The sequence below is a fragment of the Streptomyces sp. NPDC006510 genome (assembly GCF_040611955.1).
Classification (GTDB): domain Bacteria; phylum Actinomycetota; class Actinomycetes; order Streptomycetales; family Streptomycetaceae; genus Streptomyces.
Genome location: NZ_JBEXPH010000063.1, coordinates 1 through 26283, shown reverse-complemented (window position 1 = coordinate 26283; position 26283 = coordinate 1). Strand labels below are relative to the sequence as shown.

Below are 26283 nucleotides of genomic sequence, written 5' to 3'. Positions count from 1 at the left end.
TGATATTGCGGTGATCGGGGCGCTTACGCAACAATTCTGCCCGATATCGGGCAGGCTCGGGTGTGATTACCCTCTCGGTCCGACCCGGAACCGGCCCATGGGTGCCTACAGGCGCTTGAGGACGGCCTGTTTGGCGGCGGTGAACTCGTCGTCGGTGAGAACCCCGGACCGGTGCAGCTCGCCGAGCTCGCGCAGTCGGCGCAGCAGCACGTCGTGATCGTCGCCGGGCGGCGCGGATGCCGGTGCGGGTGCCGCGGCGGGTGCGGCCGGGGCGCTGATCTCCGCGGGCGCGGCAGCGATGTCCGGGGCCGGGGCGGCGATCTCCGCGGGCGCGGCGCTTCCGGGGGTGGGCCCCGCCCCCGCCGTAGCGGGCAGCCGTACCAGTACCGCCGCCGCGACCAGGACCGCGGTGTACTCCTTCTTGGACAGCCCCCACAGATCCAGCGAGTACGGGTCGTACTCGGCCGCCGGGGCCGGCTTCGGGCCCTCGCCCCGTACGAAGCTCAGATGCCCGTTCTCCAGGCCGATGGCGGGTATCCAGCGCACGCCGGTCACCTCCGACACCGGGAACGTGACCGGGCCGCCCGAGATCTTGACCTCCTTGGCCTTCCAGTTCCAGGTGAGGCGGACCGTCTCCCCGTCGAACGAGGCCGTGCCGTCCCCGCCGCCACCGGCGACCGGTACCGCGGGCCCCGGCAGCAGGAAGCCGTCCACCGCGCCGGTCGGCACCTGCTCGACCAGCAGGGCGTTGCGCACCTCGCCGACGAAGTACTCCGCCGCCCCGCTCCGGTCCTTCTCCACGGCCAGTTGGTAGGGGTCCGAGGCGTCCTTGAGCCTGCCGTCGGCGGCGCGCAGGACCGGGCACGCGCCGTCGCGCAGCCGCAGTCGCAGTCGGCCGCCCTTGCGGTCCGGCTCGAAGGAGATGCCCGCCAGTGCCCGCAGCGGGACGACGCATTCACCCAGCTCCTGCCGGAGTGGATGGACGCCCTTGCCCCGGCCCGGCACGATCCGTACCGCTTCGCCGTCGAAGGTCCAGGTTCCGTCCCGCTGGATTATTTCCGCCATGCGGCAGATTCTGTCAGCCCCGGAGCGGGGGAGTGGTCTACACCTTGACCATCCGTGAGGTGCGCGATACGCATGGTGATGGTTCGGTTGCTCAGGAGATCCACAGGTGTGAACCCGTCGAAAGGGACCCGGCTTGTGAGACTGCACAGGACACAGCGCACCGCCCTTCCCCGCCTTCTCGGCTCGCTGCTGCTCGTCACGGCGGCCGGGATCTCCAGCGTCGGCGCGGCAGCGGAGAGACCGGTGGCGGACAGCGGCCCGGCCGCCGCCTCGCCCCGCCCGCTCGGCCAGATAGTGCCCGCCCCCGCCGAGGCGGAGCCCGGCGGCTCCCCGTACACCATCACGGCCGACACCAGGATCCGTGTCTACGGCTCCGGCGAGGCCCGGCGGGTCGGCGACTACCTGGCGGGCGTGCTGCGCCCGTCCACCGGATACGCGCTGCCGGTCACCGGCGACGCCGGCAACGGCATCCGGCTGCGCCTCGACTCCCACGACGGCGAACTGGGCGCCGAGGGCTACCACCTGAAGTCGAGCCGCGGCTCCGTCACCATCACCGCACGCGGCCCCGCCGGACTCTTCCACGGCGTCCAGACGCTCCGGCAGCTGCTCCCGGCCGACGTGGAGAAGAGGAGCCTCCAGAAGGGTCCGTGGACGGTCGCGGGCGGCACGGTCACGGACGCGCCGCGCTACGAGTACCGCAGCGCGATGCTCGACGTCTCCCGGCACTTCTTCTCCGTCACCGAGGTCAAGCGCTACATCGACCAGCTCGCCCTCTACAAGATGAACAAGCTCCATCTGCATCTCTCCGACGACCAGGGCTGGCGGATCGCCATCGACTCCTGGCCGCGGCTGGCCACGTACGGCGGGCAGACGGAGGTCGGCGGCGGCCCCGGCGGCTACTACACGAAGAGCGACTACGAGGAGATCGTCCGGTACGCGGCCTCCCGCTACCTGGAGGTCGTGCCCGAGATCGATCTGCCCGGCCACACCAACGCGGCACTCGCCTCGTACGCCGAGCTGAACTGCAACGGGGTCGCGCCGCCGCTGTACACCGGCACCGATGTCGGCTTCAGCTCGCTCTGCGTCCCGAAGGCCGTCACGTACGACTTCGTGGACGACGTGATCCGTGAGCTCGCCGCGCTCACCCCCGGCAAGTACCTCCACATCGGCGGCGACGAGGCGCACTCCACCAGCCACGAGGACTATGTGGCCTTCATGGACAAGGCGCAGGCCATCGTCGGCAAGTACGGCAAGACCGTGATCGGCTGGCACCAGCTGACCGGGGGTACGCCGGTGAAGGGCGCGGTCGCCCAGTACTGGGGCTACGACCGGACGGGCGCCGCCGAGCGCAAGCAGGTCGCCAACGCCGCCGTGAACGGCACGAAGCTGGTGCTGTCCCCGGCCGACCGCAGCTACCTCGACATGAAGTACGACAAGGACACCAAGCTGGGACTGGCCTGGGCCGGTTACGTCTCGGTCCAGCGCTCGTACGACTGGAACCCGGCGACGTACCTGGCCGGCGCCCCGGAGGACTCGGTCCTCGGCATCGAGGCGCCGCTCTGGTCGGAGACCCTGACCAACAGCGACGAGGTCGAGCAGATGGCGTTCCCCCGGCTGCCCGGGGTCGCGGAGCTCGGCTGGTCGCCCGCGGCCACGCACGACTGGGGCGCGTACAAGGTGCGGCTGGGCGCGCAGGGGCCGAGGCTCTCGGCGCTGGGCGTCCACTACTACCGGGCGCCGGAGGTCCCGTGGGCCGCGGAGTGAGGTGACGGCGGGACGGGCCGGGTCGGTTCCGGCCCGTCCGGTCGGACCGTCCCGCTCGGCCCGGGGCGGTCCTACTCGTCCTCGGTCGCCGTCGTCGCTGCCGCCTCGCGCAGCTGCTCCTCGCTCATCCCGCGGCGCCAGTACCCGACGAACGTCACCCGTCCGCGGTCGAACCCGCGCTCGCGCACCAGATGCCGGCGCAGCGCCCGTACCTGCGAGGACTCGCCCGCGATCCAGACGTACGGGGTCCCCTCGGGCAGTTCGGCCGCGCTGACGGCGTCCAGGGCGGCGGGTGCGCCCTCGTCCCGTACCAGCCAGGTGATCCTGGCCCTGGCGGCGGTGTCGAGGGCCTGACGGTCCCGGGTGTGCTGAACCTCCAGCCAGACCCGGGCCTGCATGCCGGCGGGCAGCCACTCCAGGGCGGCGGACGCGGCGGGCAGCGCGGTCTCGTCGGCCCAGATGAGCACCCAGTCGGTGTCCTCGGGCGGGCGGAAGCGTACGGCGGTGTTGTCCTCGACGGCCGGGCCGAGCGCCTTGAGCCGGTCGCCCGGGGAGGCGTCCGATGCCCACCGGCAAGCGGGGCCGCCGTCCCCGTGCAGCGCGAAGTCGATGTCCATCTCGGTCGCCCCGTCGGGCGCGGTGCGCTGGGCGCGCACGGTGTACGAGCGCATCACCGCCCGTACGTCCTCCGGGAGTGCCCGCCAGGCGTCGAACCAGTTGCCGTCCTCACCGACCGGCACGACCGGTTCCGGCTGCCCCGGGTGCGGGAGGAACAACGACAGGCTCTGGTCGCGGCCCCCGGCGGCGAAGCCGTCGAGTCCCGGGCCGCCGAAGGTGATCCGGAGCATGGACGGTCCGAGCCGCCGGGTCCGTGTGACCGTCAGGCCGAAGAACCGGAACGGGGCTATGGGGGGTGCGGCGGACGTCGTCATGCGGGGCCTCCCAGGAACCGGAAACGAAGCCGGAACCGGCCGCCGGCACGTTGATGGGAAGGTTAGCCTGACCTCACTCGCGTTTCGAGGGTGCCCGGGGCCCGCTCACCAGACCAGCACCCCGCCACCCACCGACCGGGCCCGCAGCGCGGCACGGGTGATGTTGGCGAGCCGGTCCGCCACGTAGTCCTCCCCGTAGCCGCTGTGCGCGCCGAGCTGCGCCGTGTGCCTGCGCAGCAGCTCGCACTCGGCGAGGAAGTCCTCGACGTCCTCCGGCTGTACGTACAGGTCGCCGGCGGCCAGCTCGGGGAAGAACCGGGCCCCGATCGCCCGCGCGTGCTCCGAACCCCAGAGCTTGGTCCGGCTGCTCTCGAACCCGGCCATGTCGCTTCCGTCGTCGGGGTCGTCGAGCAGCCGCCACTTCTCCGGCTCGTCGTAGACGAAGGTGTGCACCAGCAGCGTCATGCCCCGAACTCCTCCCGGCAGCCGCCGAGTCCCTCGACGGTGACCTCGACGGTCCGGTACTCCGCCCAGCGCGCACGGTCCATCCGCAGCCGTTGCAGGGTGACGGGAACTCCCCGTACGGTCGCGACTTCCAGGCCGTCCGGCAGATAGCCGAGCCGGCGCGAGACACCCAGCGAGCGCGGGTTGTCGGTCATCGCGGCCGACACCGCGGTCCGGGCCCCGAGGCCCGCGAAGGCGAGGTGCAGCGCGGCGGCCCGCATCTCGGTGCCGATGCCCCGGCCCTGGTGAGCCAGGCCCAGCCACGACCCGGTGCTCACCTCACCGGTCACGGCGAACTCCTTCGCCATCACGTCCTGCCGCCCGACCACGGTGCCCTCGCACAGCACGACCAGGCTCAGCGCCCAGTCCCGCACCGACCAGTCGGCGATGGTGCCCAGCACATGCTGGAACACGGCCCTGCCGCACTCGCCGGGCGACGCGTCGGTCCAGGGAACCGTGAACGGCATCTCGCCCGGCGCATGCACCCCGTCGGCGGCGACCGACGCGAGATCGTCCAGCAACTCCAGGTCCGGAAGGCGGAGTTCCAGGCGGGGCGTGCGGAGGCGGAGACCGTACAGGGGCCAGTGCTGCGGCTTCATGGACGGACTCTGCCGCGCGGCGCGGCACACTGTCGAACGGATTCTCCGGTCGGCCGCACCGCGGACCCTGAGGCGCCGCGGTCGCGCGAGTCGGGCACGGACCATGTGCCGCGAACGGTCAGGGGCGCGGCCAGGGGCGGCCGCCCAGGCGCTCGATGTCGGTGTTGAAGCGCCTGAGGTAGGCGGCGAAGCCGGAAATGTCCTCGTCCGACCAGTTGGCCATGACCCGCTCCAGGGAGCGGACGAGGCCCTCGCGTTCCGCGTCGAGCATGCGGGCGCCTTCGTCGGTGATCCGGAACTTGCGGGCCATGCCGCCTTCGGGGTCCGGGATGCGTTCCACGAGTCCCGCGCGCATGGCCGCCGCGGTCTGCCGGTTGAGGGTGGAGGCGTCGAGCCCGAAGGCGTAGCTGAGCTCACCGATCGACATCGGCCCCTGGATGCGGACGCGGCTGAGCAGGATATAGGCGCTGTGGTCCATCAGGCCGTCCTTGCGCCGACCGCCCTTGTTCTGCAGGAGGCCGTGGCGGCTGAGGAGCATCTGCTCGTACTCGACCTCGTGGGTGGGCCTGGTCATGCGCCTGCCGCCTCCTGCTGTCGTCCGGGCGTCCCGGCGTGTTTCCGAATGTCGGCTTCCATTCTCCCATAGATCAATGCAACGTACATATAGCATGCTCGATACATAGGGTGTGTACGATGCATAGTCTTCATTCGAACCCTTTTCCGATGCACACCCGAGGAGTCCCGGATGGGTGCCCCCCAGCCATCAACCCGCAGCGGCGGCGTCGTCGCCACGCTGGCCATCGCCGGCACCACGGCGGCGATCATGCAGACCCTGGTCACCCCGCTCATCGCGGAGCTGCCTCAGATCCTGAGCACCACCCCCTCGAACGCGGCGTGGGTGATCACCGTCACCCTGCTGGTGTCGGCCGTCTGCGTGCCCGTCTCCGGACGTCTGGGCGACATGGTCGGCAAGCGCCGGATGCTTCTCGTGTGCTCCGTGCCGCTGGTGGTCGGTTCGGTGGTGTGCGCGCTCTCCTCGTCCGTCGTCCCCATGATCGTCGGCCGCGGTCTGCAGGGCATGGGTATGGGCGTGCTGCCACTCGGCATCGCCCTGCTGCGTGACGTGGTCCCGGCGGAGAAGCTCAGCTCCTCCATCGCGCTGGTCAGCGCCTCCATGGGCATCGGCGGCGCGCTCGGCCTGCCGATCGCCGCGGCGGTCGCCCAGTACACGAACTGGCGGGTGCTGTTCTGGGGCTCGGCCGGCCTGGCCACCGTGGTCGCGGTGCTGATCTGGTTCCTGATCCCCGACGTGCCGGCCGGAGCCAAGGGTCAGCGATTCGACGTGCTCGGTGCGCTCGGTCTCGGGGCGGGCCTGGTCTGCCTGCTGCTCGCGGTCTCCAAGGGCGCCGACTGGGGCTGGGGCTCGGTCACCACGCTCGGCCTGTTCGCCGCCGCCGTCGTGGTGCTGCTCGCCTGGGGCCTGTGGGAGCTGCGCACCCGGGACCCGTTGGTCGACCTGCGCACCACCGCGCGTCCCCGGGTGCTGATGACCAACCTCGCCTCCGTCTTCGTCGGCTTCGGCATGTACGCCAGCATGCTGATCTCGCCACAGCTTCTTCAGCTCCCCTCCGCCACCGGCTACGGCCTGGGCCAGTCGATGCTCGCGGCGGGCCTGTGGCTGGCGCCCGGCGGCATCATGATGATGCTCGTCTCCCCGCTCGGCGGAAAGCTCAGTGACGCCCGGGGCCCGAAGTTCACCCTGGTGTGCGGCGTCCTGGTCATCGCGGTCGGCTACGGCCTGGCGCTGGTGCTCATGGGCTCCGCGTGGGGCCTCATGGTGGTGGGCATGGTGACCAGCAGCGGTGTCGGCCTGGCGTACGGTGCGATGCCCGCATTGATCATGGGCTCGGTCCCGCTGTCCGAGACCGCCGCCGCCAACGGCTTCAACACGCTCATGCGTTCCCTCGGCACATCGTTCGGCGCCGCGGTGATCGGCGTGGTCCTCTCCCACATGAACGTCACCATGGGCGGCTACAGCCTCACCTCCGAGGAGGGCTTCCGTACGGGACTGCTGATCGGCTGCGGCGTCGCCCTGGTCGCGGCGGCGATCGCCGCCGCCATCCCGGCCGCGCGCCGCGTCGAGTCCGGCACCGGCACCGACGCCACTGCAGAACAGGCCACGGCCAGGGCCTGACCCGCGCCCCGCATGAGCCGCCCCGCACCCGCACCCGAGCCTGCGGGGAACGGGCGGAACGGGCGGATCCCCGCCCCGGACGACATGCGAGCCGACGGCATCGCTTCGGCAGCCCGGCCCCGTCAACCAGCGTTGCACTGCCGCTGGTTGACGGGGCCGGTCCGGGACCTCATGCCGGGCCGGCCGACGGCACCGTCGGCCCTCCCAGTAAGGTGGCAACCTTCGGTCGGCTTCAGCCTCCGGAGCCCCGAAGGCGAACGCCCATGACACAATCCGTGCCGCAGCCCACCCGCCGTCGCATGGGAGAACAGACAGGAGAAGTGCGCCGAACTGACGGCCTGGCTGATCGGCCACGCCCGGCCCCGGCTCGTCGCCCACGGAGTGTCCGACGAACTGCTCGACCGGATACGGCTCCTGGGCCTTACCGGTGATGCCCGCTGGGACGACCCTCACTGGCCCGGCTACTGGTACTGACGTCACCAGGCGTTGCAGCGCACCGACGAGCATGTCGATCACCAGGCGCTCGTCCAGGATGGGGCCCGCCGGCAGGAGCGTGCGGGCCGGGGCGGGCCCGGCACCCGGGCCTCCCGTACGACGGCGGGGCGGGTCCCGGAATCCGGGCCCGCCCCGCCGACACCCGTAAGTCAGGCCGGCAGCCCCAGCTCCCGGGCGATCAGCATCCGCTGCACCTCGCTCGTGCCTTCGCCGATCTCCAGGATCTTGGAGTCGCGCCACATCCTGGCGACCGGGTACTCGTTCATGAAGCCGTAGCCGCCGTGGATCTGGGTCGCCTCGCGGGCGTTGTCCACCGCCACCGTCGACGAGTACAGCTTCGCGATTGCGGCCTCCTTCTTGAAGGGCTCGCCCGCCACCAGGCGCGACGCCGCGTCGCGCCAGCCGACGCGGGCCATGTGGGCGCGCATCTCCATGTCCGCGATCTTGAACTGGATGGCCTGGTTGGCGCCGATCGGCCTGCCGAAGGCGTGGCGCTCCTTGGCGTACTTCACCGACTCGTCGACGCAGCCCTGCGCCAGGCCCGTGGACAGGGCGGAGATGGCGACCCGGCCCTCGTCCAGGATGCGCAGGAACTGGGCGTAGCCGCGGCCCTCCTCGCCGAGCAGGTTCGCCAGCGGGACGCGGACGTCCGAGAAGGACAGCTCGCGGGTGTCCGAGGCGTTCCAGCCGACCTTGGAGTAGGGGGCCGCGACCGTGAAGCCGGGGGTGCCGGAGGGCACGATGATGGAGGAGATGAGCGGTGCGCCGTTCTCCTTGCGGCCGGTCACCGCCGTCACCGTGACCAGCTCCGTGATGTCCGTACCGGAGTTGGTGATGAAGCACTTGGAGCCGTTGATCACCCACTCGCCGGTGGCCTCGTCGCGCACCGCCGTCGTCCGGGTGCCGCCCGCGTCCGAGCCGCCGTCCGGCTCGGTCAGGCCGAACGCGCCGAGCGCCTCGCCCGAGCAGAGCTTCGGCAGCCACTGCCGCTTCTGCTCCTCGGTGCCGAAGTGGTGGATGGGCATCGCGCCGAGCGAGACCCCGGCCTCCAGGGTGATCGCCACGGAGGAGTCGACCCGGGCCAGCTCCTCCAGGGCGATCCCGAGGGCGAGGTAGTCGCCGCCCATGCCGCCGTACTCCTCGGGGAACGGCAGCCCGAACAGGCCCATCCGTCCCATCTCCCGCACGATCTCGTACGGGAACTCGTGCCGTTCGTAGAAGTCGCCGATCTTCGGCGCGACGACGTCGTGCGCGAACTCCTCGACGGTGCGCCGCAGTTCCTCGTGTTCGGCGGTCAGCCGGTGGTCCAGGGCCATGGCAGGGGTCACTCCTTGTGGGACGGTGTCTATCGCACCGAGAGCGCGCGGACGGTACGGGACGGGCTGGGTCGGCCCAGTTGATCGGCGAGCCACACGCTGGTGGCGGTGAGCGCGTCGAGATCGACCCCGGTTTCGATACCGAGGCCCTGGAGCATCCACACGAGGTCCTCGGTGGCGAGATTTCCGGTCGCGCTCTTCGCGTACGGGCAGCCGCCGAGGCCGCCCGCGGAGGCGTCCACGGTGGTCACCCCGTGCTGGAGCGCGGCAAGGGTGTTGGAGAGGGCCTGCCCGTACGTGTCGTGGAAGTGCACACCGATGGTGTCGGTGGGCACGCCCTCCTCGTTCAGCTCGGCGAGCAGGGTCTGCACATGGCCGGGCGTGGCCACGCCGATGGTGTCGCCGAGGGACAGTTCGTCGCAGCCGAGGTCCATCAGCGCCTTGGCGACCCGGACGACCTGGTGGACGGGGACGGGCCCCTCCCACGGGTCGCCGAAGCACATCGACAGATAGCCGCGGACATGCACCTTGTCGGCCTTGGCGCGGGCGACGACCGGCTCGAACATGGCGAGCGACTCGTCGACGGTGCGGTTGAGATTGCGGGCGGCGAACGTCTCGGTCGCCGAGCCGAACACGGCGATCCGGCGGGCACCGAGCGCCAGCGCCCGGTCCAGGCCGCGTTCGTTCGGTACGAGGACGGGCAGGGCGACGCCCGCGATGTCGGCCAGTCGGGGGAACAGGTCCTCGGCGTCGGCCAGTTGGGGCACCCACTTGGGATGCACGAAGCTGGTCGCCTCGACGGTGGTCAGGCCCGACGCGGCCAGCCGGTGGATGAACTCCGCCTTCACCTCGGTCGGTACGACGGCCTTCTCGTTCTGCAGCCCGTCGCGGGCGCCGACCTCGTGGATGCGGACCCGGGCGGGCAGATCCTGGGACGGCACGGTCATGGGCAGGGTGCGGGGCGTCGTCATGCCTCCTCCCCGGGGGTCTCCACGGGGGCCACCACGGCCAGGACCTGGTCCATGGCGACCGTGGTACCGGCGCTGACGTCCAGTTCGGTCACGGTCCCGGCGTGCGGGGCGGAGATGACGTGTTCCATCTTCATCGCCTCCACCACCAGCAGGCTCTGCCCGGCCACGACCTCGTCCCCGACCGCCACCTTCACCACGGTGACCGTCCCGGGCATGGGCGCGGCGAGCGTGTCCGCCCCGGAGCGGCCCGCGCCGGCCAGCGACGCCTCCACCGGGTCGTGATCCTGTACGTGCCAGTTGTCGCCGTTCCGGCCGAGCCACACGCCGTCCGGGGAGGCGGCATGGGTGAACGCATGGGTGACACCGGCGAGTTCGAGGGTGAGGCGGTGCCCGGAGACCTCGACCAGCCTGGCCGTCTCCCTGCCGCCGGGCAGCGGGGCCAGCGGGCCGCAGGCCCCCGTCACGGGCTCCGGCGGCTGTGCGCCCTCGCCGACATGGCCGAACGTCAGCTCCGTGCCGGCCGGGCAGGAGCGCAGTGAGACCTGTACCGGGTCGTGGCCCGGCAGCCGGAAGTCGAGCACCGTGCGGGCCGGGGTGCCGCCGAGCCGCCAGCCGCTCGCCACCGAGAACGGGTCGACCCAGCCGGAGGCACCGGCGGACGGGTCGGCGGCGGCGTCGCTCCGGGCCCCGTCCGCGCCCGCGGACCACCGCAGCAGCGCCGCCGCGGCGTAGACCTCCTCGGGCACCCCCTCCGGCACCAGCCCGTCCACCTCGCGTTCCACCAGGCCCGTGTCCAGGTCGCCCGCCACCACCGCCGGGTGGGCGAGCAGCCGGCGCAGGAATCCGGCGTTGGTCGGGACGCCGAGGATCACCGTGTCCGCGAGCGCCGCACGCAGCCTGCGCAGGGCGGTGGCCCGGTCGGGGCCGTACGCGATGACCTTCGACAGCATCGGGTCGTACAGGCTGCCGACCTCGCCGCCCGCGCCGAGCCCGGAGTCCGTCCGCACCCCGTTGCCCTGCGGCTCGTCCAGCGCGAGGACCGTGCCGCCGGAGGGAAGGAAGCCGCGTGCCGGGTCCTCCGCGCAGATCCGGGCCTCGATCGCATGGCCGGTGAGCGCGATGTCCCGCTGCTGGTACGGGAGTCGCTCGCCCGCCGCGACCCTGAGCTGCCACTCCACCAGGTCCAGGCCGGTGATCAGCTCGGTGACCGGGTGCTCGACCTGGAGGCGGGTGTTCATCTCCATGAAGAAGTACGAGGCGGGGTCGTTGCCCGGGACGATGAACTCCACCGTGCCCGCGCCCACATAGCCGCAGGAGCGGGCCGCCTGGACGGCCGCCTCGCCCATCGCCGCCCGGGTCTCCTCGTCGAGCAGGACCGAGGGCGCCTCCTCGATGATCTTCTGGTGGCGGCGCTGGAGCGAGCACTCGCGCTCGCCGAGGTGGACCACGTTGCCGTGGGCGTCCGCCAGCACCTGGATCTCGATGTGCCGGGGCCGGTCGATCCACCGCTCCACCAGCAGTGTGTCGTCGCCGAACGAGGCCCGCGCCTCACGCCGGGCGGCCGCGATCTCGTCCCCGAGCAGCGCCTCGTCACGGACCAGCCGCATGCCCTTGCCGCCGCCGCCCGCCGAGGGCTTCAGCAGCACCGGCATGCCGATCTCGCGGGCCGCGTCGACCAGCCGGTCGTCGGTGAGCCCGCTCCCGGACGAGCCGGGCACCACCGGGACCCCGGCCGCCGCGACCGTCTCCTTGGCCCGGATCTTGTCGCCCATCAGAGTGATGGCGGAGGCGGGCGGGCCGATGAAGGTCAGCCCCGCCTCGGCGCACGCCCGCGCGAAGCCCCCGTTCTCGGCGAGGAATCCGTATCCGGGGTGGACGGCCTGTGCGCCGGTGCGGCGGGCCGCGTCCAGCAGCGCGGGCACGCTCAGATAGCTCAGGGCGGCGGGGGCGGGCCCGATCCGTACCGCCGTGTCGGCCTCCCGGACGTGCCGGGCGTCCGCGTCCGCGTCGCTGAAGACGGCGACCGAGCGGACGCCCAGCTCCCGCAGCGTGCGGATGACACGTACCGCGATCTCGCCGCGGTTGGCGACCAGAACCGTGTCGAACATCGTCATCTGTTCCTCACATCCGGAAGACGCCGAAGCCGGGTTCACCCAGCGGAGCGTTGGCGCACGCGGTCAGGGCGAGTCCCAGCACCTGCCGGGTCTCCAGCGGGTCGATCACCCCGTCGTCCCAGAGCCGGGCCGTGGCGTAGTACGCGTTGCCCTGCGTCTCGTACTGTTCGCGGATCGGGGCCTTGAAGGCTTCCTCGTCGGCCGTGCTCCAGTCGTCGCCCAGCTGGTCGCGCTTGACCGTCGCGAGGACGGACGCGGCCTGCTCGCCGCCCATCACGGAGATCTTCGCGTTGGGCCACATCCACAGGAAGCGGGGGGAGTAGGCCCGGCCGCACATGGAGTAGTTGCCCGCCCCGTACGAACCGCCGACCACGACGGTCAGCTTGGGTACGCGGGTGCAGGCGACCGCCGTGACCATCTTGGCGCCGTGCTTGGCGATGCCGCCGGCCTCGTAGTCCCGCCCGACCATGAAGCCGGAGATGTTCTGCAGGAAGACCAGCGGAATGCCGCGCTGATCGCACAGCTCGATGAAGTGGGCGCCCTTCTGGGCGGACTCGGAGAACAGGATGCCGTTGTTGGCGACGATCCCGACCGGGTGGCCGTGGATGTGGGCGAAGCCGGTGATCAGCGTCGTCCCGTACTCGGCCTTGAACTCGGCGAACCGCGAGCCGTCGACGACCCGGGCGATCACCTCCCGTACGTCGTACGGGGTGCGGGAGTCGACCGGGACGGCGCCGTACAGCCCCGCAGGGTCGACCTTCGGCTCGTCGACGGGGCGCACGGACCACGGCAGCGCGCCCCGGTCCGGCAGGGTGGCCACGATGTTCCGCACGATCCGCAGTGCGTGCGCGTCGTCCTCGGCGAGATGGTCGGTCACCCCCGACGTGCGGGAGTGCACCTCGCCGCCGCCCAGCTCCTCCGCCGTCACGACCTCGCCGGTCGCGGCCTTCACCAGCGGCGGACCGCCCAGGAAGATCGTGCCCTGGTTGCGGACGATCACGGCCTCGTCGCTCATCGCGGGGACGTACGCCCCGCCCGCCGTGCACGAACCCAGCACCGCCGCGATCTGCGGAATGCCGGCCCCCGACATCCGGGCCTGGTTGTAGAAGATCCGCCCGAAGTGCTCCCGGTCCGGGAAGACCTCGTCCTGCATCGGCAGGAACGCGCCGCCCGAGTCGACCAGATAGAGGCAGGGGAGGCGATTCTCCAGCGCCACCTCCTGGGCCCGGAGGTGCTTCTTCACCGTCATCGGGTAGTACGTGCCGCCCTTGACGGTCGCGTCATTGGCGACGATCACGCACTCCCGGCCGCTGACCCGGCCGATCCCGGCGATCACCCCGGCCGCCGGGGCGGCGCCGCCGTACAGCCCCTCGGCCGCCAGCGGGGCCAGCTCCAGGAAGGGGGAACCCGGGTCGAGCAGGGTGTCCACCCGGTCCCTGGGCAGCAGCTTGCCGCGCGCCACATGCCGGGCGCGGGCCTTCTCACCCCCGCCGAGCCTGGCCGTGGCGAGCCGCTCACGCAGCTCGTCGGCGAGCGCGTGATGCGCCGCCTCGTTGGCCTTCCAGGCCTCGGAGGCGGGATCGGCCGCGCTCGCCAGCACCGGTGCCTGCTGCATCGTGTCGAGCCCCCTTGCCCGTACCGCAGTAGTTAGTGAACGTTAACGTCCGACTTCAGGTTAACGAGCGCTAACAGCCTTGTCCAGGGCGCTCGGCCGGTGCCCGCGGCGCTTTCGGTAGCTGTCCGCGGTGCTTTCGGCGGGTATCGGCCAAGTACGACCGACGCGCGGGCGGCGGCCCGCGCGGAGCGGCCGGAATAATGGCCCGCACCGCTCGCTGACCCGGAGCGGAGCCGGTCGCCGACCGGCGAAGGGCTTCGGGCGGGGGAAACGGCGGATGACGCAGCAGTCGCAGACGGTGCCGGGTGTGGACGGAGGGGCGGCCGGGGGAGCGGCCGGGAGGCCGCGCATTCTCGAAGTGGACGCCCTACGAGGGTTCGCGCTCGCCGGGATCCTGGTCGTGAATCTCATGACGACCGCCGGACCTCCCGGCGCCAGGGACGGACTCGCGGGGGTGCACGCGGTGGACGGAGCCGTGCAATGGCTGGTCGTCCTTCTCGCGCAGTCGAAGTTCTACCTGCTCTTCTCCTTCCTCTTCGGGTACAGCTTCACCCTCCAGATGGACTCGGCCGCCCGAGCCGGGGCACGCTTCGCGCCCCGGATGTCGCGGCGGCTGGCCGCGCTCCTCGTGCTCGGGTTCGCGCACGCGGTGCTGCTGTACACCGGCGACATCCTCATGATCTACGCCCTGTTCGGACTGGTCCTGTCGGCCGTCCGGAACGCCGGGCCCGCCACGGTCCGGCGGGCGGCGCTGTGGGTGTTCGGCGTCGCCGGCGGCCTCCTGCTGCTGCTCGGGCTCGGGGTGTCGCTGCTCGACCCCGGTGAGCTGGGCGAATCCGCCACGGTGAAGGCCGAGCCGACCGCCGCCTACCGGGGCGGATTTGCCGAGGTCGTCGGCGCCAACGTCCGGGCGCTGCCCGACCTGCTCGCGGCCGTTCCGCTGATGGGCGGGTTCGTCGTCGCCGCCTTTCTCATGGGATTCGTGGCCGGTCGGCGGCAGTGGCTCGGCCCGGCCGCGCTCGCCGACCGGGCGCGGCTGCGCCGCATCTGCCTGACGGGTCTCGCGATCGGAGTTCCCGGGGCGGTCTTCTCCGCCGCGGGGCTCGTGGGGCCGCTGTCGGAGCGCTGGGTGCTGCTGGGCCTGGCGGTCGGTACGGTCGCGGCCCCGGCGCTCTCGGCCGCGTACGCCACCGGGCTGCTGCTGTGGTTCACCACACCGCGCGGTGCCGCGACGGCCCGGGTCCTGGCGCCCGCCGGGCGGATGGCGCTGACCAACTACCTGGCCCAGTCCCTCGTCATGGCCCTCGTCTTCTCCGGGTACGGCCTCGGGCTGTACGGCCGCACGGGCGCCGCGGCGGCGGTCTGCGGGGCGCTCGTGCTGTATGCCGGCCAGCTCGCGCTCAGCGGGTGGCTGATGCGCCGGTACCGGCTCGGGCCGGTGGAGTGGCTGCTGCGCGCGGTGACGCTGTGGGCGCGGCCACGTGCTGGTTAACGTTCGCTAACCGGACTGTCTAGAATCGAATCCATGACCACGAGGACGGACGCCCCCACGCGCCGCGAGCAGATCCTCAAGGAGGCCGCCCGCCTCTTTGCCGAGCGCGGTTTCCACGGCGTCGGTGTCGACGAGATAGGTGCCGCCGTCGGCATCAGCGGCCCCGGGCTCTACCGGCACTTCCCCGGCAAGGACGCGATGCTCGCCGAGCTGCTGGTCGGCATCAGCGAGCGGCTGCTGGCGGGCGGGCAGCTGCGCGTGTCGGAGGACGCGGCCTGCGAGGGCAGCTCCCCGCAGGCCCTGCTCGACGCGCTCATCGAGGGGCACATCGACTTCGCCCTCGACGACCGCCCTCTGATCACCCTCCACGACCGCGAGCTGGACCGTCTGCGGGACGCCGACCGCAAGCGGGTCCGCCAGCTCCAGCGGCAGTACGTCGAGGTGTGGGTGGAGGTGGTCCGCGAGATGTACCCGGACCTGCCCGAGCACGAGGCCCGCGCCGCCGTCCATGCCGTCTTCGGCCTGCTGAACTCGACCCCGCACCTGGGCCGCCCCGGCGCGCAGCCGGACCGCGCGGACACGGCGGCGCTGCTGCACCGGCTGGCGCGCGGGGCGTTCGAGGCGGCGGCCCGCGCGTAGGGCGTGTCGGCGGGCGTCCGGCGGGTGTGTCCGTGATTTCCGCTCGGCCTTGAATATATGAATTGATGTGAAAGGGGTGAGGTGTCTCCTCATATTCCCTTTCCTTTTCCTCGATGAGCTCCGTCGGTCGCATTGCCGCGAGGTCCCCAGGCTTATGGTTTGAGCTGTCCCGCCCACGCCTGATGGGGAATTTAAATGAAAACATGTCAGGTTTCGATCGTTGTCCCCTGTTTCAATGAGGACGAGGTCATCGAGGTATTCCACCGTGCGTTGATCTCCGCCCTCGAACCGACTCGGCGGACCTTCGAGATCTGTTATGTCGACGACGGCAGCAGCGACCGGACCAGGCTCCGGATCGGCTCGCTCGCCACCGCGGACCGGCGGGTCCGCTACACCTCCTTCAGCCGCAATTTCGGCAAGGAGGCCGCCCTGCTCGCCGGACTGCGCATGTCCCGCGGCGACGCCGTCGTCCTCATGGACGCCGACCTCCAGCACCCGCCCGAACTGCTGCCCCGCATGCTGGAGTTGCGGCAGCGCGGCTACGACCAGGTCGTCGCGCGGCGCGACCGCGCGGGAGAAGGCGCCCTGCGTACCTTTCTCAGCGCCCTCTACTACCGGGCCATGGGCCGGTGCATGGACGTCGAGGTCGTCGACGGCGAGGGCGACTTCAGGCTGCTGTCGCGCACCGCCGTGGACGCCGTGCTCGCGCTGCCCGAGACCAACCGGTTCTCCAAGGGGATCTTCTCCTGGATCGGCTTCGACACCGTCGGTTTCACCTACCGGAACATCCAGCGCGCGGCGGGACGTTCGAAGTGGGGCGGCAGACGCCTGCTCAACTACGGGATCGACGGGCTGATCTCCTTCAACAGTCATCCGCTGCGCCTGGCCATCCACATCGGCCTCGCGCTCGCGCTGGCGGCACTGGGATACGCCGTGTGGACCATCGTCGGCGTCGTGCTCCACGGTGTCGTCGTACCCGGCTACACCACCCTGCTGACCGCCGTCGTGGCGCTCGGCGGAATCCAGCTCGCCACGCTCGGCGTCATCGGCGAATACGTGGGACGGATCTACTCCGAGTCGAAACGCCGCCCGCACTACCTGGTGCGGGAGACGAACGAATCTCCGCACGTCCTCCCGGTCGATATTCCGGCAGGGGTGTGTTCGGGGCCGTCCGCCCCCGGGGGCGGGAGATCGTCGGCGCGACGCACCGGGGCGACCGCGCTCGGGGTATCGAGGAGGCGCACCGTACGCCAGTTCATCGAATTCGGGTTGATCGGAATCATCAATACGGCGGTATATCTGGCGGTATACGCCTCGCTGAATGCATGGATTCCCTATCTGGCCGCGCATGTCATCGGATACGCGGTCAGCGTCGTGGGATCATTCCTGCTCAACTCCTGCATCACCTGCCGCACGAAGCCGACCTGGCACGCCTTCGTCCGGTATCCCCTGTCGAGCGTCGTCAATCTCGTACTCACCGGAATTCTGCTCTACCTCGGCGTGAGCGGGCTGGGCATGGACAAGAACATCGCCGCGGTGGCCGCGGGGATCCTCGCCACCCCCTTCTCGTTCCTGCTCGCCCGCTGGGCCATCGACTCCGGTGCCGCCCTCGCCAGACAGGGCGGCGGCCCGGCCGAGAGCAGTACCGGACACACCACACCGTGAACCCACACCGCCTGAGCTTCTTGGCGCGCAGGACGCGAGCAACGTACGGAGGGCACCAGTGCACATGACCATGGACACGTCGAAATCCGCCGGCACACAGGCGGAGAGTGAGGAATCCCCCCAGCCGGAAGCCCGTCCGGGCCCCGCGCGGCGGTGGGCGGCGATCGGGACGTCGGGCCTTGCCCTGCTGCCGCTCGCCCTGCTCGGCGCGGCCTTCTGGATCGGCCGGCTGGTCCGCCCGGGAGGGGACGACTGGTGCTTCCTCCCGGTCGTACGGGACGAGGGCGCCTCCGGGATGATCGGGAAGTTCTTCCTCCACGACAACGGACGCGTCGCCAACGCGCTGCTCGTCATCGGGTACGGATCCTTCGGCGTCCCGGGCCACCGATGGTTCGCCCTGGTCAGCGGGGTGCTCATGCTGGGCATCCTCTGGGCGCTGATCGCCGCCGCGCTCAAGAGGGCCGGGCTGACCGCGCCACGCGGGCTGGCGCTGCTGGTGGGCGCGACGGCGGCGGCGATCTTCTTCCTCGCGTCGCCCAACCCGTACAAGGCGTTCTACTGGCCCGCCTCCTCCGTCTCGCACACCGTCGCACCGGTGCTGGCCTGCGCCGCCGTGATCCCGCTGCTGCGCGCACGGACACGGCGGGGACGCGACTTCGCGCTGGGCGTCGCGTACCTGGCGGGGATCTTCATCGGCACCCTGTCGGAGGAGACGTCGGTCGTCGCGTTCGTCGTGCTTGCCGCCGTCCTTCTGATGAGCCGGTGGGCCCTTCCCGGGGCCGACCGGACCCGTACGCGCGTCTGGTGCGTGGTCGCCTTCGCCGGGGTCGCCGTCGGGACGGCCATCCTGTACCTGTCGCCCGGCGCACGTGCCCGGCGTGAACGGTTCGGCGCCGACAGCGCCTCCATGTTCGGCCCGGAGGCGCTGACCACGACGCTGCGGGCGTTCGGGCACGTCCTGGGGACGATCTTCACGACCTGGCAGTACCTGGGAGCGGTCGCCGTCGGCGTGCTGCTGGGCCTGCTGGTGCGCGGAGGCGAGCGGGGAACGGACGGGCCGGACGGGTCCCTGCGCCGCAGGCCGCTCCTCCTGGTTCTCGTCGGATTCCTCGCCTTCCTGGTCTCCGGCTACCTCTGCATCGTCGTCGCCTACCCCGCCTTCGGGGCGAGCGTGGGGACCGCGTCGCGCGTCTGGGGCGACTTCCTCCTGTTGTACGTGCTGCTCCTGGTCGGCGTCGGCGCACTGTCGGGACGGGCGTTGCGGGCCGGCAGGTGGGGGATCCGCGCGGCGACGGCGACGGCCGCCGGAGTCGTGTGCGCCGCGACCTGCGTCGGCCTCGCCGTCCCGCTGCTCCGGCTGGAACGGCAGATGGACGTGCGCGCCCAGCGCTGGGACCGCCAGGACCGCTCGCTGAGGGACGGGGCGGCGCGCGGCGCCCAGGTGCTCCCGTACACGCCGGTATCGGTCAGCGGGATGCTGGAGCCGTTCGGCAACGACGGCCGGCGGGCGTGGCCGGCGCAGTGCGTCGCCCAGTACTACCACCTGAAGAAGATCACGAATTCGACCCGGCTGCCCTGACCGGCGGGCCGGGCCGATCGGTCCGTCGTGCGAGACACCCGGCACACTGCGCACACCTGACGGCACAATGGGTTCATGCCGATACCCAGCCGCGCCGCCCTCGTCGAACACCTCGTCCGCACGCGTGTGGCGGGAGACGTCGCCACACCGCGCGACAACAACCTCTCCCACTACCGCAAGCTCGCCAACGGCGACCGCCACTACTGGCTGGGTCTGGAGCTCGGCGACCGGTGGCGCGACGAGCAGGACGTGCTGGCGGTGATGGCCGAGCGCTGCGGGGTCAGCGACGACCCGGAGCACCGGTTCGGGCAGGACACCATCGACCCGGAGCTGACGGTCGACGCCCTGGAGCGGATGGCGGCGCGGCTGCGGAAGGCGGCGGCGGGGTCGGAGCGGGTGCTGTTCGCGACCGGGCACCCGGGCGGGCTCCTCGATGTGCACCGGCAGACCGCGGACGCGCTGCGGGCCGCCGGATGCGAGATCGTACGGATCCCCTCGGGGCTGATCGCCGACGAGGGCATGGTGTTCCAGTTCGCGGACGTCGCGGTGCAGGAGCGCGGCGCGACCCTCTGGCACACGCACTCGCCCGCCCCGATGGCCGCGATCCTGGACGGCCTGGAGCGCGAGGGCCGCCCGCTGCCGGACCTGGTCGTCGCCGACCACGGCTGGGCGGGGTGCGCGGCGCAGCGCGGGCTGGACGCGGTGGGGTACGCGGACTGCAACGACCCGGCGCTCTTCCTCGGCGAGGCGGAGGGGACGCTCCAGGTGGCCGTCCCGCTGGACGACCATGTGCTGGACCCGCGGTTCTACGACCCGATGACGGAGTACCTGCTGGACGCGGCGGGGCTGAGCCAGGGCTGATCCGGGCGGTACGGGCGTACGACGCGGGCCGGGCGCGTTCCCCGGCCCGGACCCGGGTCCGTAACTCCACGACCCGCCCGCACAGTTGCTACTCTGCGCCACGAATGTCCAGTGTCGTGGGGGGCGCATGTTTACACCGGGGCAGCGGCCCCGCAGGAGCGGGCCGATGTCGGTTCTCGCCGGGCTGTTCATCCTGCTGGCTCTCTTCCTTCTTCAGGAACTCGCCGCCGGACTGCTGCCCGACATCTACAAGGGCTTCGCCGGCGAGGACCGCCGGACGCTCGTCGTGGGCGCGGGCGTCGCCTTCGTGCTGGTGGGTCTGCTCCTCTACATCGTGTATCTGCGCAGCCTGGTGCCGACGGACGAGGCCCCCGAGCCGGGCGCCGACGAACGGACCAGGGCGCGCGCGGCCCTGCTGCACGCCGTGCGCCGCAGCTGGACGGACGGTGCGGACCGGAGCTGGGAGCGGTCGGTGCGGATCGAGCTGGGCCTGGCCGAGCAGCAGGCGGCCGTGCACGACCCCTGGGGCGCGCCCCGGCTCATCACCGGCGGGCAGGAAAGCGGGGTGCCGCTGGCCGCGGGGACCCGGATCGACGAGGTCTTCGACCGCCACAACGCTCAGCTTCTCGTCCTGGGCGCCCCCGGCGCCGGCAAGACCTCGCGGATGCTCGAACTGACCGAGAAGCTGGTCGAGGCCGCCGAGCGGGACGAAACCGCACCCGTCCCGGCCTTCCTGCTGCTGACGGACTGGCACGGCGGACCGCTCGCGCGCTGGGTCCTCGACGAGCTGCACAGCCGGTACCGGGTCTCCCGGGCGACCGGCCTCGCGCTGCTGCGGGACAACGGCATCACCCTGGTCCTGGACGGGCTCGACGAGGCCGCCCCGCACCTGCGCGCCGACTGCGTCCGCGCGATCAACGAGCTGCTCTCCGCCGAGCAGTACCCGCGCTGCCCGGTCGCCGTCTCGTGCCGTTCGGCCGACTACGACGAACTGGCGGAACGGCTCACCGTCAACGGCGCGGTCTCCGTACAGCCCCTCGAAGTCGCGGCCGTGCACGCCCTGCTCAACAGCGCGGGCGGACAGCTGCGCGGCCTGGCGGCAGCGGCGGCCGCGGATCCGGTGCTGGCCCGGCTGCTGACCACACCGCTCATGCTGGGCGTCGCCGTCTTCGCCTACGAGGGAGTGGACGAGAACGAGGTCGCGGCCTCCGGCGACGCGGGGGAGCGCAGGGGCCGCATCTTCGACGCCTACATCGAGCGCATGATCCACCGCGACCGGACCCTGCGCGGCCGGCCGATCACGCCGGAACGCCCCGCCGGCCAGGTGCTGGCCGATCTGCTGCGGCTCGCCCGGACCCTGAGCCTGGTCCACGCGACGGTGTACTACGCGCACGATCCCTCGCACGTCGTCCTTCAGGCACCGGACGACGTGGTCAGGCAACTCCTGCCGTCATGGATGTACAGGATGTTCCGCGCCATGCGGTGGATGAGCGGGTACGAGGCGGGGAACCCCGACAGCAGGCCGAATCTGTTCTATCGGGCCATGGTCCGCGCCACCCAGACGCCCGTCCCGCTCCTGGGGTCGCCGGTGGTGAACCACCTCCAGCGGGGATTCCTCGACTACGCGACCGACCGGGCGATCATGCGCCGTGCGGGGGACGGCCACGCCTTCCTGCACAAGACCGTCCAGGACCACCTCGCCGCCCGCGCGGAGCGCATGTCCGCCGAGGAACTGCGGACACTGGCCCGGTCGAACTGATCAGGTACCGGCCCCGCCCGCCCCGCGCCGCCGCTGCTTCAGGCCCGGGGTCGGGTCCAGGTACACCCGGCGGATCGACGGATAGCGCTCCCGCAGCTGCTCGTCCGCCTCCTCGCACGCCCACTCGATCTGCTCGGCGGTCGAGGCGTCCCGGAAGTCGATCTTCGCGGCGACCAGGACCTCGGCCGGGCCCTGGACGAGCGTGGTGAGTTCCAGTACGTCGACGATGTGCGGGACGGAGAGCAGTTCCTCACGGATGCCGGCGCGCACCGGCTTCGGCACCGGACGGCCGATCAGCAGCTGGGCGTTGGACCGGCCCAGCACCCAGGCGACGTACACCAGCAGCAGACCGATCAGGATCGACGCGATGCCGTCCCAGACCCCGGAACCGGTCAGCTGGCCGCCGAGCAGTCCGCCCGCGGCGAGCAGCAGACCCGCCAGCGCCGCCGAGTCCTCCATCACCACGGCCTTGACCGCGGTGTCGGGCGTCTGGCGGAGGTAGCGCCGGACGGGCACCCGGAGCCGCGCGGCCTCGCCGTGGACCTGCCGGAGCCCGGTGCGCAGTGAGTAGCCCTCCATCAGGAAGGCCACACCGAGCACGATGTACGAGACGAGCGGATCGCCCGGCTCCTCGCCCGCCGTGAGGGTGTGGATGCCGTCGTGGACGGAGAAGACCGCACCGCCGATGAACGTGGCCACGGAGGCGAGCAACGCCCAGATGTAGCGCTCGGGGCCGTAGCCCAGCGGGTGTTCCTCGTCCGGGGGCTTCCCGCTGCGTTTCAGCGCGGTGAGCAGCATCAGTTCGGTGACCGTGTCGGCGACCGAGTGCGCCGCCTCGGAGAGCATCGCGCTCGATCCGCTGATCTGCCCGGCGACGGCCTTCGCCACGGCGATGCCGAGATTGGCGGCCGCCGCGACGATGACCGTGAACGTGGACTCCCCGCCACCGCTTTTCCGGACACTGGTGGTCTCGTCGTTCATGGTGCGGAGTATGTCCGAACCGGCGGTCCGCGGCCCGCCGGCGCCGGGCGCGTCAGTCCCGGGGGACGCGGACCACACCCTCCTGGATGACGGTGATCGCCAGCCGGCCGTCCTGCGTGTAGATCCTGGCCTGACCGAGCCCGCGCCCGCCGGACGCGGACGGCGACTCCTGGTCGTACAGCAGCCATTCGTCGGCCCGGAACGGCCGGTGGAACCACATCGCGTGGTCCAGGCTCGCGCCGACCACGTCGCCGACCGTCCAGCCCCCGCGCCCATGGGCGAGGAGCACCGAGTCGAGCAGCGTCATGTCGGAGACGTACGTCGCCATGCAGACATGGAGCAGCGGATCGTCCGCGAGCTTGCCGTTGGTGCGGAACCACACCTGGGAGCGGGGCTCGCGCGGTTCGCCGACGCTGCCGAAGGGCGGGGCGTCCACGTACCGCAGGTCGACCGCGGCCCGCGCCTCGATCAGCCGGTCCACGACCCCCGGCTCGCTGAAGCGGTCCGCGTACCGGGGCAGCAGCTGCGCCGCCGTGGGCAGCGTCTCCGGGTCCGGGGCGGGCGGCATGGCCGCCTGGTGCTCCAGGCCCTCCTCGTACGTCTGGAACGAGGCGGAGAGGTGGAAGATCGGCTGGCCGTGCTGGACGGCGACGACCCGCCGGGTGGTGAAGGAGCGGCCGTCGCGGATGCGGTCGACGCTGTAGACGATCGGCGCGCCCGGGTCGCCCATCCGCAGGAAGTAGGAATGCAGGGAGTGGGCGGTCCGGTCGGCGGGGACGGTGCGGCCCGCGGCGACCAGGGCCTGGGCCGCGACCTGGCCGCCGAAGACGCGGGGCACGACCGCCGAACGGCTCGTACCCCGGAAGATGTCCCGCTCGATCTGCTCAAGGTCGAGCAGATCGAGCAGGGAGTCGAGTGCTGCGCTCATGGAACGAACGTAGCCGCTCTCACAGGCCCATGGACTTGGCGATGATCGACTTCATGACCTCGCTGGTGCCGCCGTAGATGCGGTTGACCCGGTTGTCCGCGTACAGGCGGGCGATCGGGTACTCGTTCATGTAGCCGTAGCCGCCGTGCAGTTGGAGGCAGCGGTCGATGACGCGGTGCGCGACCTCGGTGCAGAACAGCTTCGCGGAGGCGGCCTCGGCGGCGGTCAGCTCGCCGGCGTCGTGGGCCTCGATGGCGCGGTCGCAGACGGCCTCGGCGGCGTCCACCTCGGCCTGGCAGGCGGCCAGCTCGAACTTGGTGTTCTGGAAGGACGCGACGGTCTTGCCGAAGACGGTGCGCTCGGTCACGTAACTCTGGGCGAACCGGACGGCCGCCTTGGCCTGGGCATACGCGCCGACGGCGATGCCGAGGCGCTCCTGCGGCAGGTTCTGGCCGAGGTAGGAGAAGCCCTTGTTCTCCTCACCGAGGAGGTCCTCGACCGGCACCTTGACGTCGACGAAGGCCAGCTCGGCGGTGTCGGAGGTGCGCAGGCCAAGCTTGTCGAGCTTGCGGCCGACCGAGTAGCCCTCGGCCTTGGTGTCGACGACGAGGAGCGAGATGCCGTGCCGGCGGTCGTCCGCCCTGGGCGCGTCGGTACGGGCGCAGACGATGACCCGGTCGGCGTGGACGCCACCGGTGATGAACGTCTTGGCGCCGTTGAGGATGTAGTGCGTGCCGTCCTCGGAGAGCTTGGCGGTGGTCTTCATGCCGGCCAGATCGGAACCGGTGCCCGGCTCGGTCATGGCGATGGCGTACATCGTCCTGCCGGTGACGAAGTCCGGCAGCCAGCGCTTCTTCTGCTCCTCGGTGGCGTACGCCTTGATGTACGGCAGGCAGAGCAGCACATGCACGCCGGAGCCGCCGAAGTTGACGGCCGCGCGGGCGCACTCCTCGGAGATGATCGCCTCGAACTTGAAGGACTCGACCCCGGCGCCGCCGAACTCCTCCGGCACCTCGATCCCGAATATGCCCAGCTCGGCGAGCTTGTAGTAGAAGTCGCGGGGCACCTGGCCGGCCGCGAACCACTCGTCGTAGACGGGGGCGACCTCGGCCTCGATGAAGGCGCGGATGGTCTCCCGGAACGCCTCGTGGTCCTCGTTGAATACCGTACGGCGCACGGGGGTGCCTCCTTGGTCAGCTTCGGGCGGGCTTCGGCCGGACTGGCTAAGCGCTTGCTCAGATGGTTTAAAAGTTACCCAAGAGTCACCGGCGCTGTCCAGGGTGATGCGCAGCACGCCCGCGCGGCCCGTCCGGCCCGTCCGGCCGCGGACACGCGAAGAGTCCTCCCCGGCCACCGGCCGGGAAGGACTCCTGTCGTGTCTGCCGCCGTCTACTGGGGCTTGAAGGAGCGGATCTGGTAGTTCCCCTGGAGGTTGCCGCCCTTTCCGGCAGGGGTGGATCCGACCCGGGAGTTGTAGTTGGTCTGGGTGTAGTACTGCACCTTGTGCCCGGTCGCGTTCCACACGGAGCGGACGTTCTGGCCGCGCTGGATGAAGGAGCAGTCGTCGGCGGTATTCGCCCGCCGCTTGTCCGACCACTGGCAGCGGGTGCCACCTCCGTTCCAGTCGCTGTAGATACAGAAATACCCGGGGCTGCAGCTGTAGGAAGCCCTGGCGCCCCCGACCGCGGCGTTCTCGGCGGCGGCGACCGCGACGGGTCCGGCGCCGAGTCCCAGGGCCAAGGCGATCGAGGTGACGGTGAGCGCGCTGATGCGATGCATGGCGGAAACCTCTTCTCCTGACGGTGACCAGGGTTCCGTGCCCTGGTCATCAGCAGCGTGGCACGGCCGCGACCTGCGCAGACAGGCGGAATCGGGGGCGCTCGAAGCCCGCTGCGAAGATCGCGGCGCTCCCGTGCACACCGGCGCGAACGCCCGCCCGGCATGATCGGCCGCGGGCGCCCCGGGTCGCGCGCATAGGGTGAGCCTTTTCGGGGGTGGATCATGTTCGAGGGCGTACGCACCGTGATGGTCTTCGCGGACAGCCCCGAGGCGTCCGCGCGGTGGTACGGGGAGCTGCTCGGCGTCCCGGTGCGGGTCGATGTCGGCGACACGGGCGCGGTCTACGCCTGGGTGGAGACCGGCGGGGTCGAGCTCGGCTTCCACCCCGCCGACGACGCGCGCAACCCGAGGGGCGGCAGCCCGGTCGTGTACTGGAACGTGGCCGACCTCGACACGGTCCGGGAGCGGCTGCTGGCCGCAGGCTGCGAGCACCACCGCGGGCCCCTGGCGATCGAGCCGGGCCGCCGCATCGCACAGCTCCGCGACCCGTTCGGCACGGTCATCGGCATCGAAGGCCCGTAGGGCGTGTCGTCCGGGCGCCCTCGCCGCCCTGCTCACCGCCACCCACGACACCTCGCGCGACCGGCTGTCCTGCCTCGGCCTTCGGTAGCGGACGCCGCTCACCGCACCCGCAGCGCGAACCACAGCTCCGTTCGTACGTCCATGTCGTCCAGGTCCGCGTCCAGCAGGGCCGCGCAGCGGGCGATGCGCTGGCGGACCGTATTGCGGTGGATCCGCAGGGCCGTGGCCGTGCGGTCCCAGCTGCCGTGCAGGCTCAGCCAGCACCGCAGGGTCTCGGTCAGCGGCTCGGTGAGCGGGGCGAGGAGGGCGCGGGCGTGCGCCTCGGCGCGGTCGGGAGGGATCAGCGCGGCCAGGCCGGCCCCGCCGCCGGTGTGGTGGTGGGCCAGCGGGGTGCGGGTGGCGGCGGCGCGGCCCAGGGCCCGGGCGGCCTGGTCGTCGGCGAGGCCGAG

Annotated in this window: 23 protein-coding genes; 9 read left to right on the top strand and 14 right to left on the bottom strand. The window is 71.6% G+C overall.

From position 1 onward, the window contains the following. Nucleotides 1-105 precede the first annotated feature (105 nt). Complete coding sequence (locus ABZY11_RS20280) at nt 106-1065, bottom strand: DUF4429 domain-containing protein (protein ID WP_356480456.1); 960 nt, start codon at nt 1063-1065, stop codon at nt 106-108. Between the two features lie 135 nt (nt 1066-1200). On the opposite strand from ABZY11_RS20280, the gene ABZY11_RS20275 reads away from it, so the two are divergent. Beyond that, nucleotides 1201-2829 carry a beta-N-acetylhexosaminidase gene (locus ABZY11_RS20275; RefSeq protein ID WP_356480455.1) on the top strand — a complete coding sequence of 543 codons (1629 nt, stop codon included), beginning with the start codon at nt 1201-1203 and terminating at the stop codon, nt 2827-2829. Nucleotides 2830-2900: 71 nt separating this feature from the next. Here the strand turns inward: ABZY11_RS20275 and ABZY11_RS20270 are convergent, their stop codons facing one another. From ABZY11_RS20270 to ABZY11_RS20255, 4 genes are all read right to left on the bottom strand, one after another. Continuing rightward, on the bottom strand, nt 2901-3761 hold the full coding sequence (locus ABZY11_RS20270; RefSeq protein ID WP_356480454.1) for a siderophore-interacting protein: 861 nt from the start codon (nt 3759-3761) through the stop codon (nt 2901-2903). 105 nt (nt 3762-3866) lie between these two features. After that, nucleotides 3867-4226: a hypothetical protein gene (locus ABZY11_RS20265; protein ID WP_356480453.1), complete on the bottom strand. Its 360-nt coding sequence runs from the start codon at nt 4224-4226 to the stop codon at nt 3867-3869. After that, nucleotides 4223-4864 (bottom strand): GNAT family protein, encoded by a 642-nt coding sequence (locus ABZY11_RS20260; protein WP_356480452.1) that lies wholly within the window; start codon nt 4862-4864, stop codon nt 4223-4225. The genes ABZY11_RS20265 and ABZY11_RS20260 overlap by 4 nt, the downstream gene beginning before the upstream one ends. Before the next feature lie 118 nt (nt 4865-4982). Next, on the bottom strand, nt 4983-5438 hold the full coding sequence (locus tag ABZY11_RS20255) for a MarR family transcriptional regulator (RefSeq protein WP_356480451.1): 456 nt from the start codon (nt 5436-5438) through the stop codon (nt 4983-4985). A 171-nt stretch (nt 5439-5609) separates the two neighbouring features. Between ABZY11_RS20255 and ABZY11_RS20250 the strand changes: the two genes are divergently transcribed. Further along, nucleotides 5610-7058 carry an MFS transporter gene (locus tag ABZY11_RS20250; RefSeq protein ID WP_356480450.1) on the top strand — a complete coding sequence of 483 codons (1449 nt, stop codon included), beginning with the start codon at nt 5610-5612 and terminating at the stop codon, nt 7056-7058. 644 nt (nt 7059-7702) lie between these two features. Here ABZY11_RS20250 and ABZY11_RS20245 read toward each other — a convergent pair. The 4 genes from ABZY11_RS20245 to ABZY11_RS20230 are packed head-to-tail and all read right to left on the bottom strand — an operon-like array spanning nt 7703 to nt 13569. Beyond that, nucleotides 7703-8869 (bottom strand): acyl-CoA dehydrogenase family protein, encoded by a 1167-nt coding sequence (locus tag ABZY11_RS20245; protein WP_356480449.1) that lies wholly within the window; start codon nt 8867-8869, stop codon nt 7703-7705. 29 nt (nt 8870-8898) lie between these two features. Continuing rightward, nucleotides 8899-9840, bottom strand: coding sequence for a hydroxymethylglutaryl-CoA lyase (locus ABZY11_RS20240; protein ID WP_356480448.1), 942 nt, complete (start codon nt 9838-9840; stop codon nt 8899-8901). Continuing rightward, nucleotides 9837-11948, bottom strand: a complete 2112-nt coding sequence (locus tag ABZY11_RS20235) for a biotin carboxylase N-terminal domain-containing protein (protein ID WP_356480447.1) — start codon at nt 11946-11948, stop codon at nt 9837-9839. The genes ABZY11_RS20240 and ABZY11_RS20235 overlap by 4 nt, the downstream gene beginning before the upstream one ends. Before the next feature lie 13 nt (nt 11949-11961). After that, nucleotides 11962-13569 (bottom strand): carboxyl transferase domain-containing protein, encoded by a 1608-nt coding sequence (locus tag ABZY11_RS20230; protein WP_356480446.1) that lies wholly within the window; start codon nt 13567-13569, stop codon nt 11962-11964. 277 nt (nt 13570-13846) lie between these two features. On the opposite strand from ABZY11_RS20230, the gene ABZY11_RS20225 reads away from it, so the two are divergent. From ABZY11_RS20225 to ABZY11_RS20200, 6 genes are all read left to right on the top strand, one after another. Beyond that, nucleotides 13847-15061: a DUF418 domain-containing protein gene (locus tag ABZY11_RS20225; RefSeq protein WP_356480445.1), complete on the top strand. Its 1215-nt coding sequence runs from the start codon at nt 13847-13849 to the stop codon at nt 15059-15061. 33 nt (nt 15062-15094) lie between these two features. After that, the gene (locus tag ABZY11_RS20220) at nt 15095-15700 is read left to right on the top strand and encodes a TetR/AcrR family transcriptional regulator (RefSeq protein ID WP_356480444.1); all 606 of its coding nucleotides are present in this window, start codon (nt 15095-15097) and stop codon (nt 15698-15700) included. Between the two features lie 195 nt (nt 15701-15895). Further along, a complete protein-coding gene (locus tag ABZY11_RS20215) occupies nt 15896-17365 on the top strand; it encodes a glycosyltransferase (RefSeq protein WP_356480443.1) in 1470 nt (489 codons plus the stop codon). A gap of 64 nt (nt 17366-17429) precedes the next feature. After that, complete coding sequence (locus ABZY11_RS20210) at nt 17430-18944, top strand: DUF6056 family protein (protein WP_356480442.1); 1515 nt, start codon at nt 17430-17432, stop codon at nt 18942-18944. A gap of 75 nt (nt 18945-19019) precedes the next feature. Beyond that, nucleotides 19020-19805, top strand: a complete 786-nt coding sequence (locus ABZY11_RS20205; protein WP_356480441.1) for a phosphatase — start codon at nt 19020-19022, stop codon at nt 19803-19805. 166 nt (nt 19806-19971) lie between these two features. Beyond that, entirely contained in the window at nt 19972-21564 is a 1593-nt protein-coding gene (locus ABZY11_RS20200; protein WP_356480440.1) for an NACHT domain-containing protein, read from the top strand. On the opposite strand, the gene ABZY11_RS20195 is transcribed toward ABZY11_RS20200, so the two are convergent. The 4 genes from ABZY11_RS20195 to ABZY11_RS20180 form a co-directional block, all read right to left on the bottom strand. After that, entirely contained in the window at nt 21565-22545 is a 981-nt protein-coding gene (locus tag ABZY11_RS20195; RefSeq protein WP_356480439.1) for a cation diffusion facilitator family transporter, read from the bottom strand. It lies immediately after the preceding gene. A 52-nt stretch (nt 22546-22597) separates the two neighbouring features. Continuing rightward, on the bottom strand, nt 22598-23473 hold the full coding sequence (locus ABZY11_RS20190; RefSeq protein WP_356480438.1) for an acyl-CoA thioesterase II: 876 nt from the start codon (nt 23471-23473) through the stop codon (nt 22598-22600). 19 nt (nt 23474-23492) lie between these two features. Next, entirely contained in the window at nt 23493-24650 is a 1158-nt protein-coding gene (locus ABZY11_RS20185) for an acyl-CoA dehydrogenase family protein (protein ID WP_356480437.1), read from the bottom strand. A 212-nt stretch (nt 24651-24862) separates the two neighbouring features. Continuing rightward, complete coding sequence (locus ABZY11_RS20180; protein ID WP_356480436.1) at nt 24863-25252, bottom strand: peptidase inhibitor family I36 protein; 390 nt, start codon at nt 25250-25252, stop codon at nt 24863-24865. Nucleotides 25253-25474: 222 nt separating this feature from the next. Between ABZY11_RS20180 and ABZY11_RS20175 the strand changes: the two genes are divergently transcribed. Beyond that, a complete protein-coding gene (locus ABZY11_RS20175; protein ID WP_356480435.1) occupies nt 25475-25834 on the top strand; it encodes a VOC family protein in 360 nt (119 codons plus the stop codon). Nucleotides 25835-25932: 98 nt separating this feature from the next. On the opposite strand, the gene ABZY11_RS20170 is transcribed toward ABZY11_RS20175, so the two are convergent. Further along, nucleotides 25933-26283 (bottom strand): helix-turn-helix domain-containing protein (locus ABZY11_RS20170; protein ID WP_356480434.1); only part of this gene is annotated, 351 nt, incomplete at its 5' end.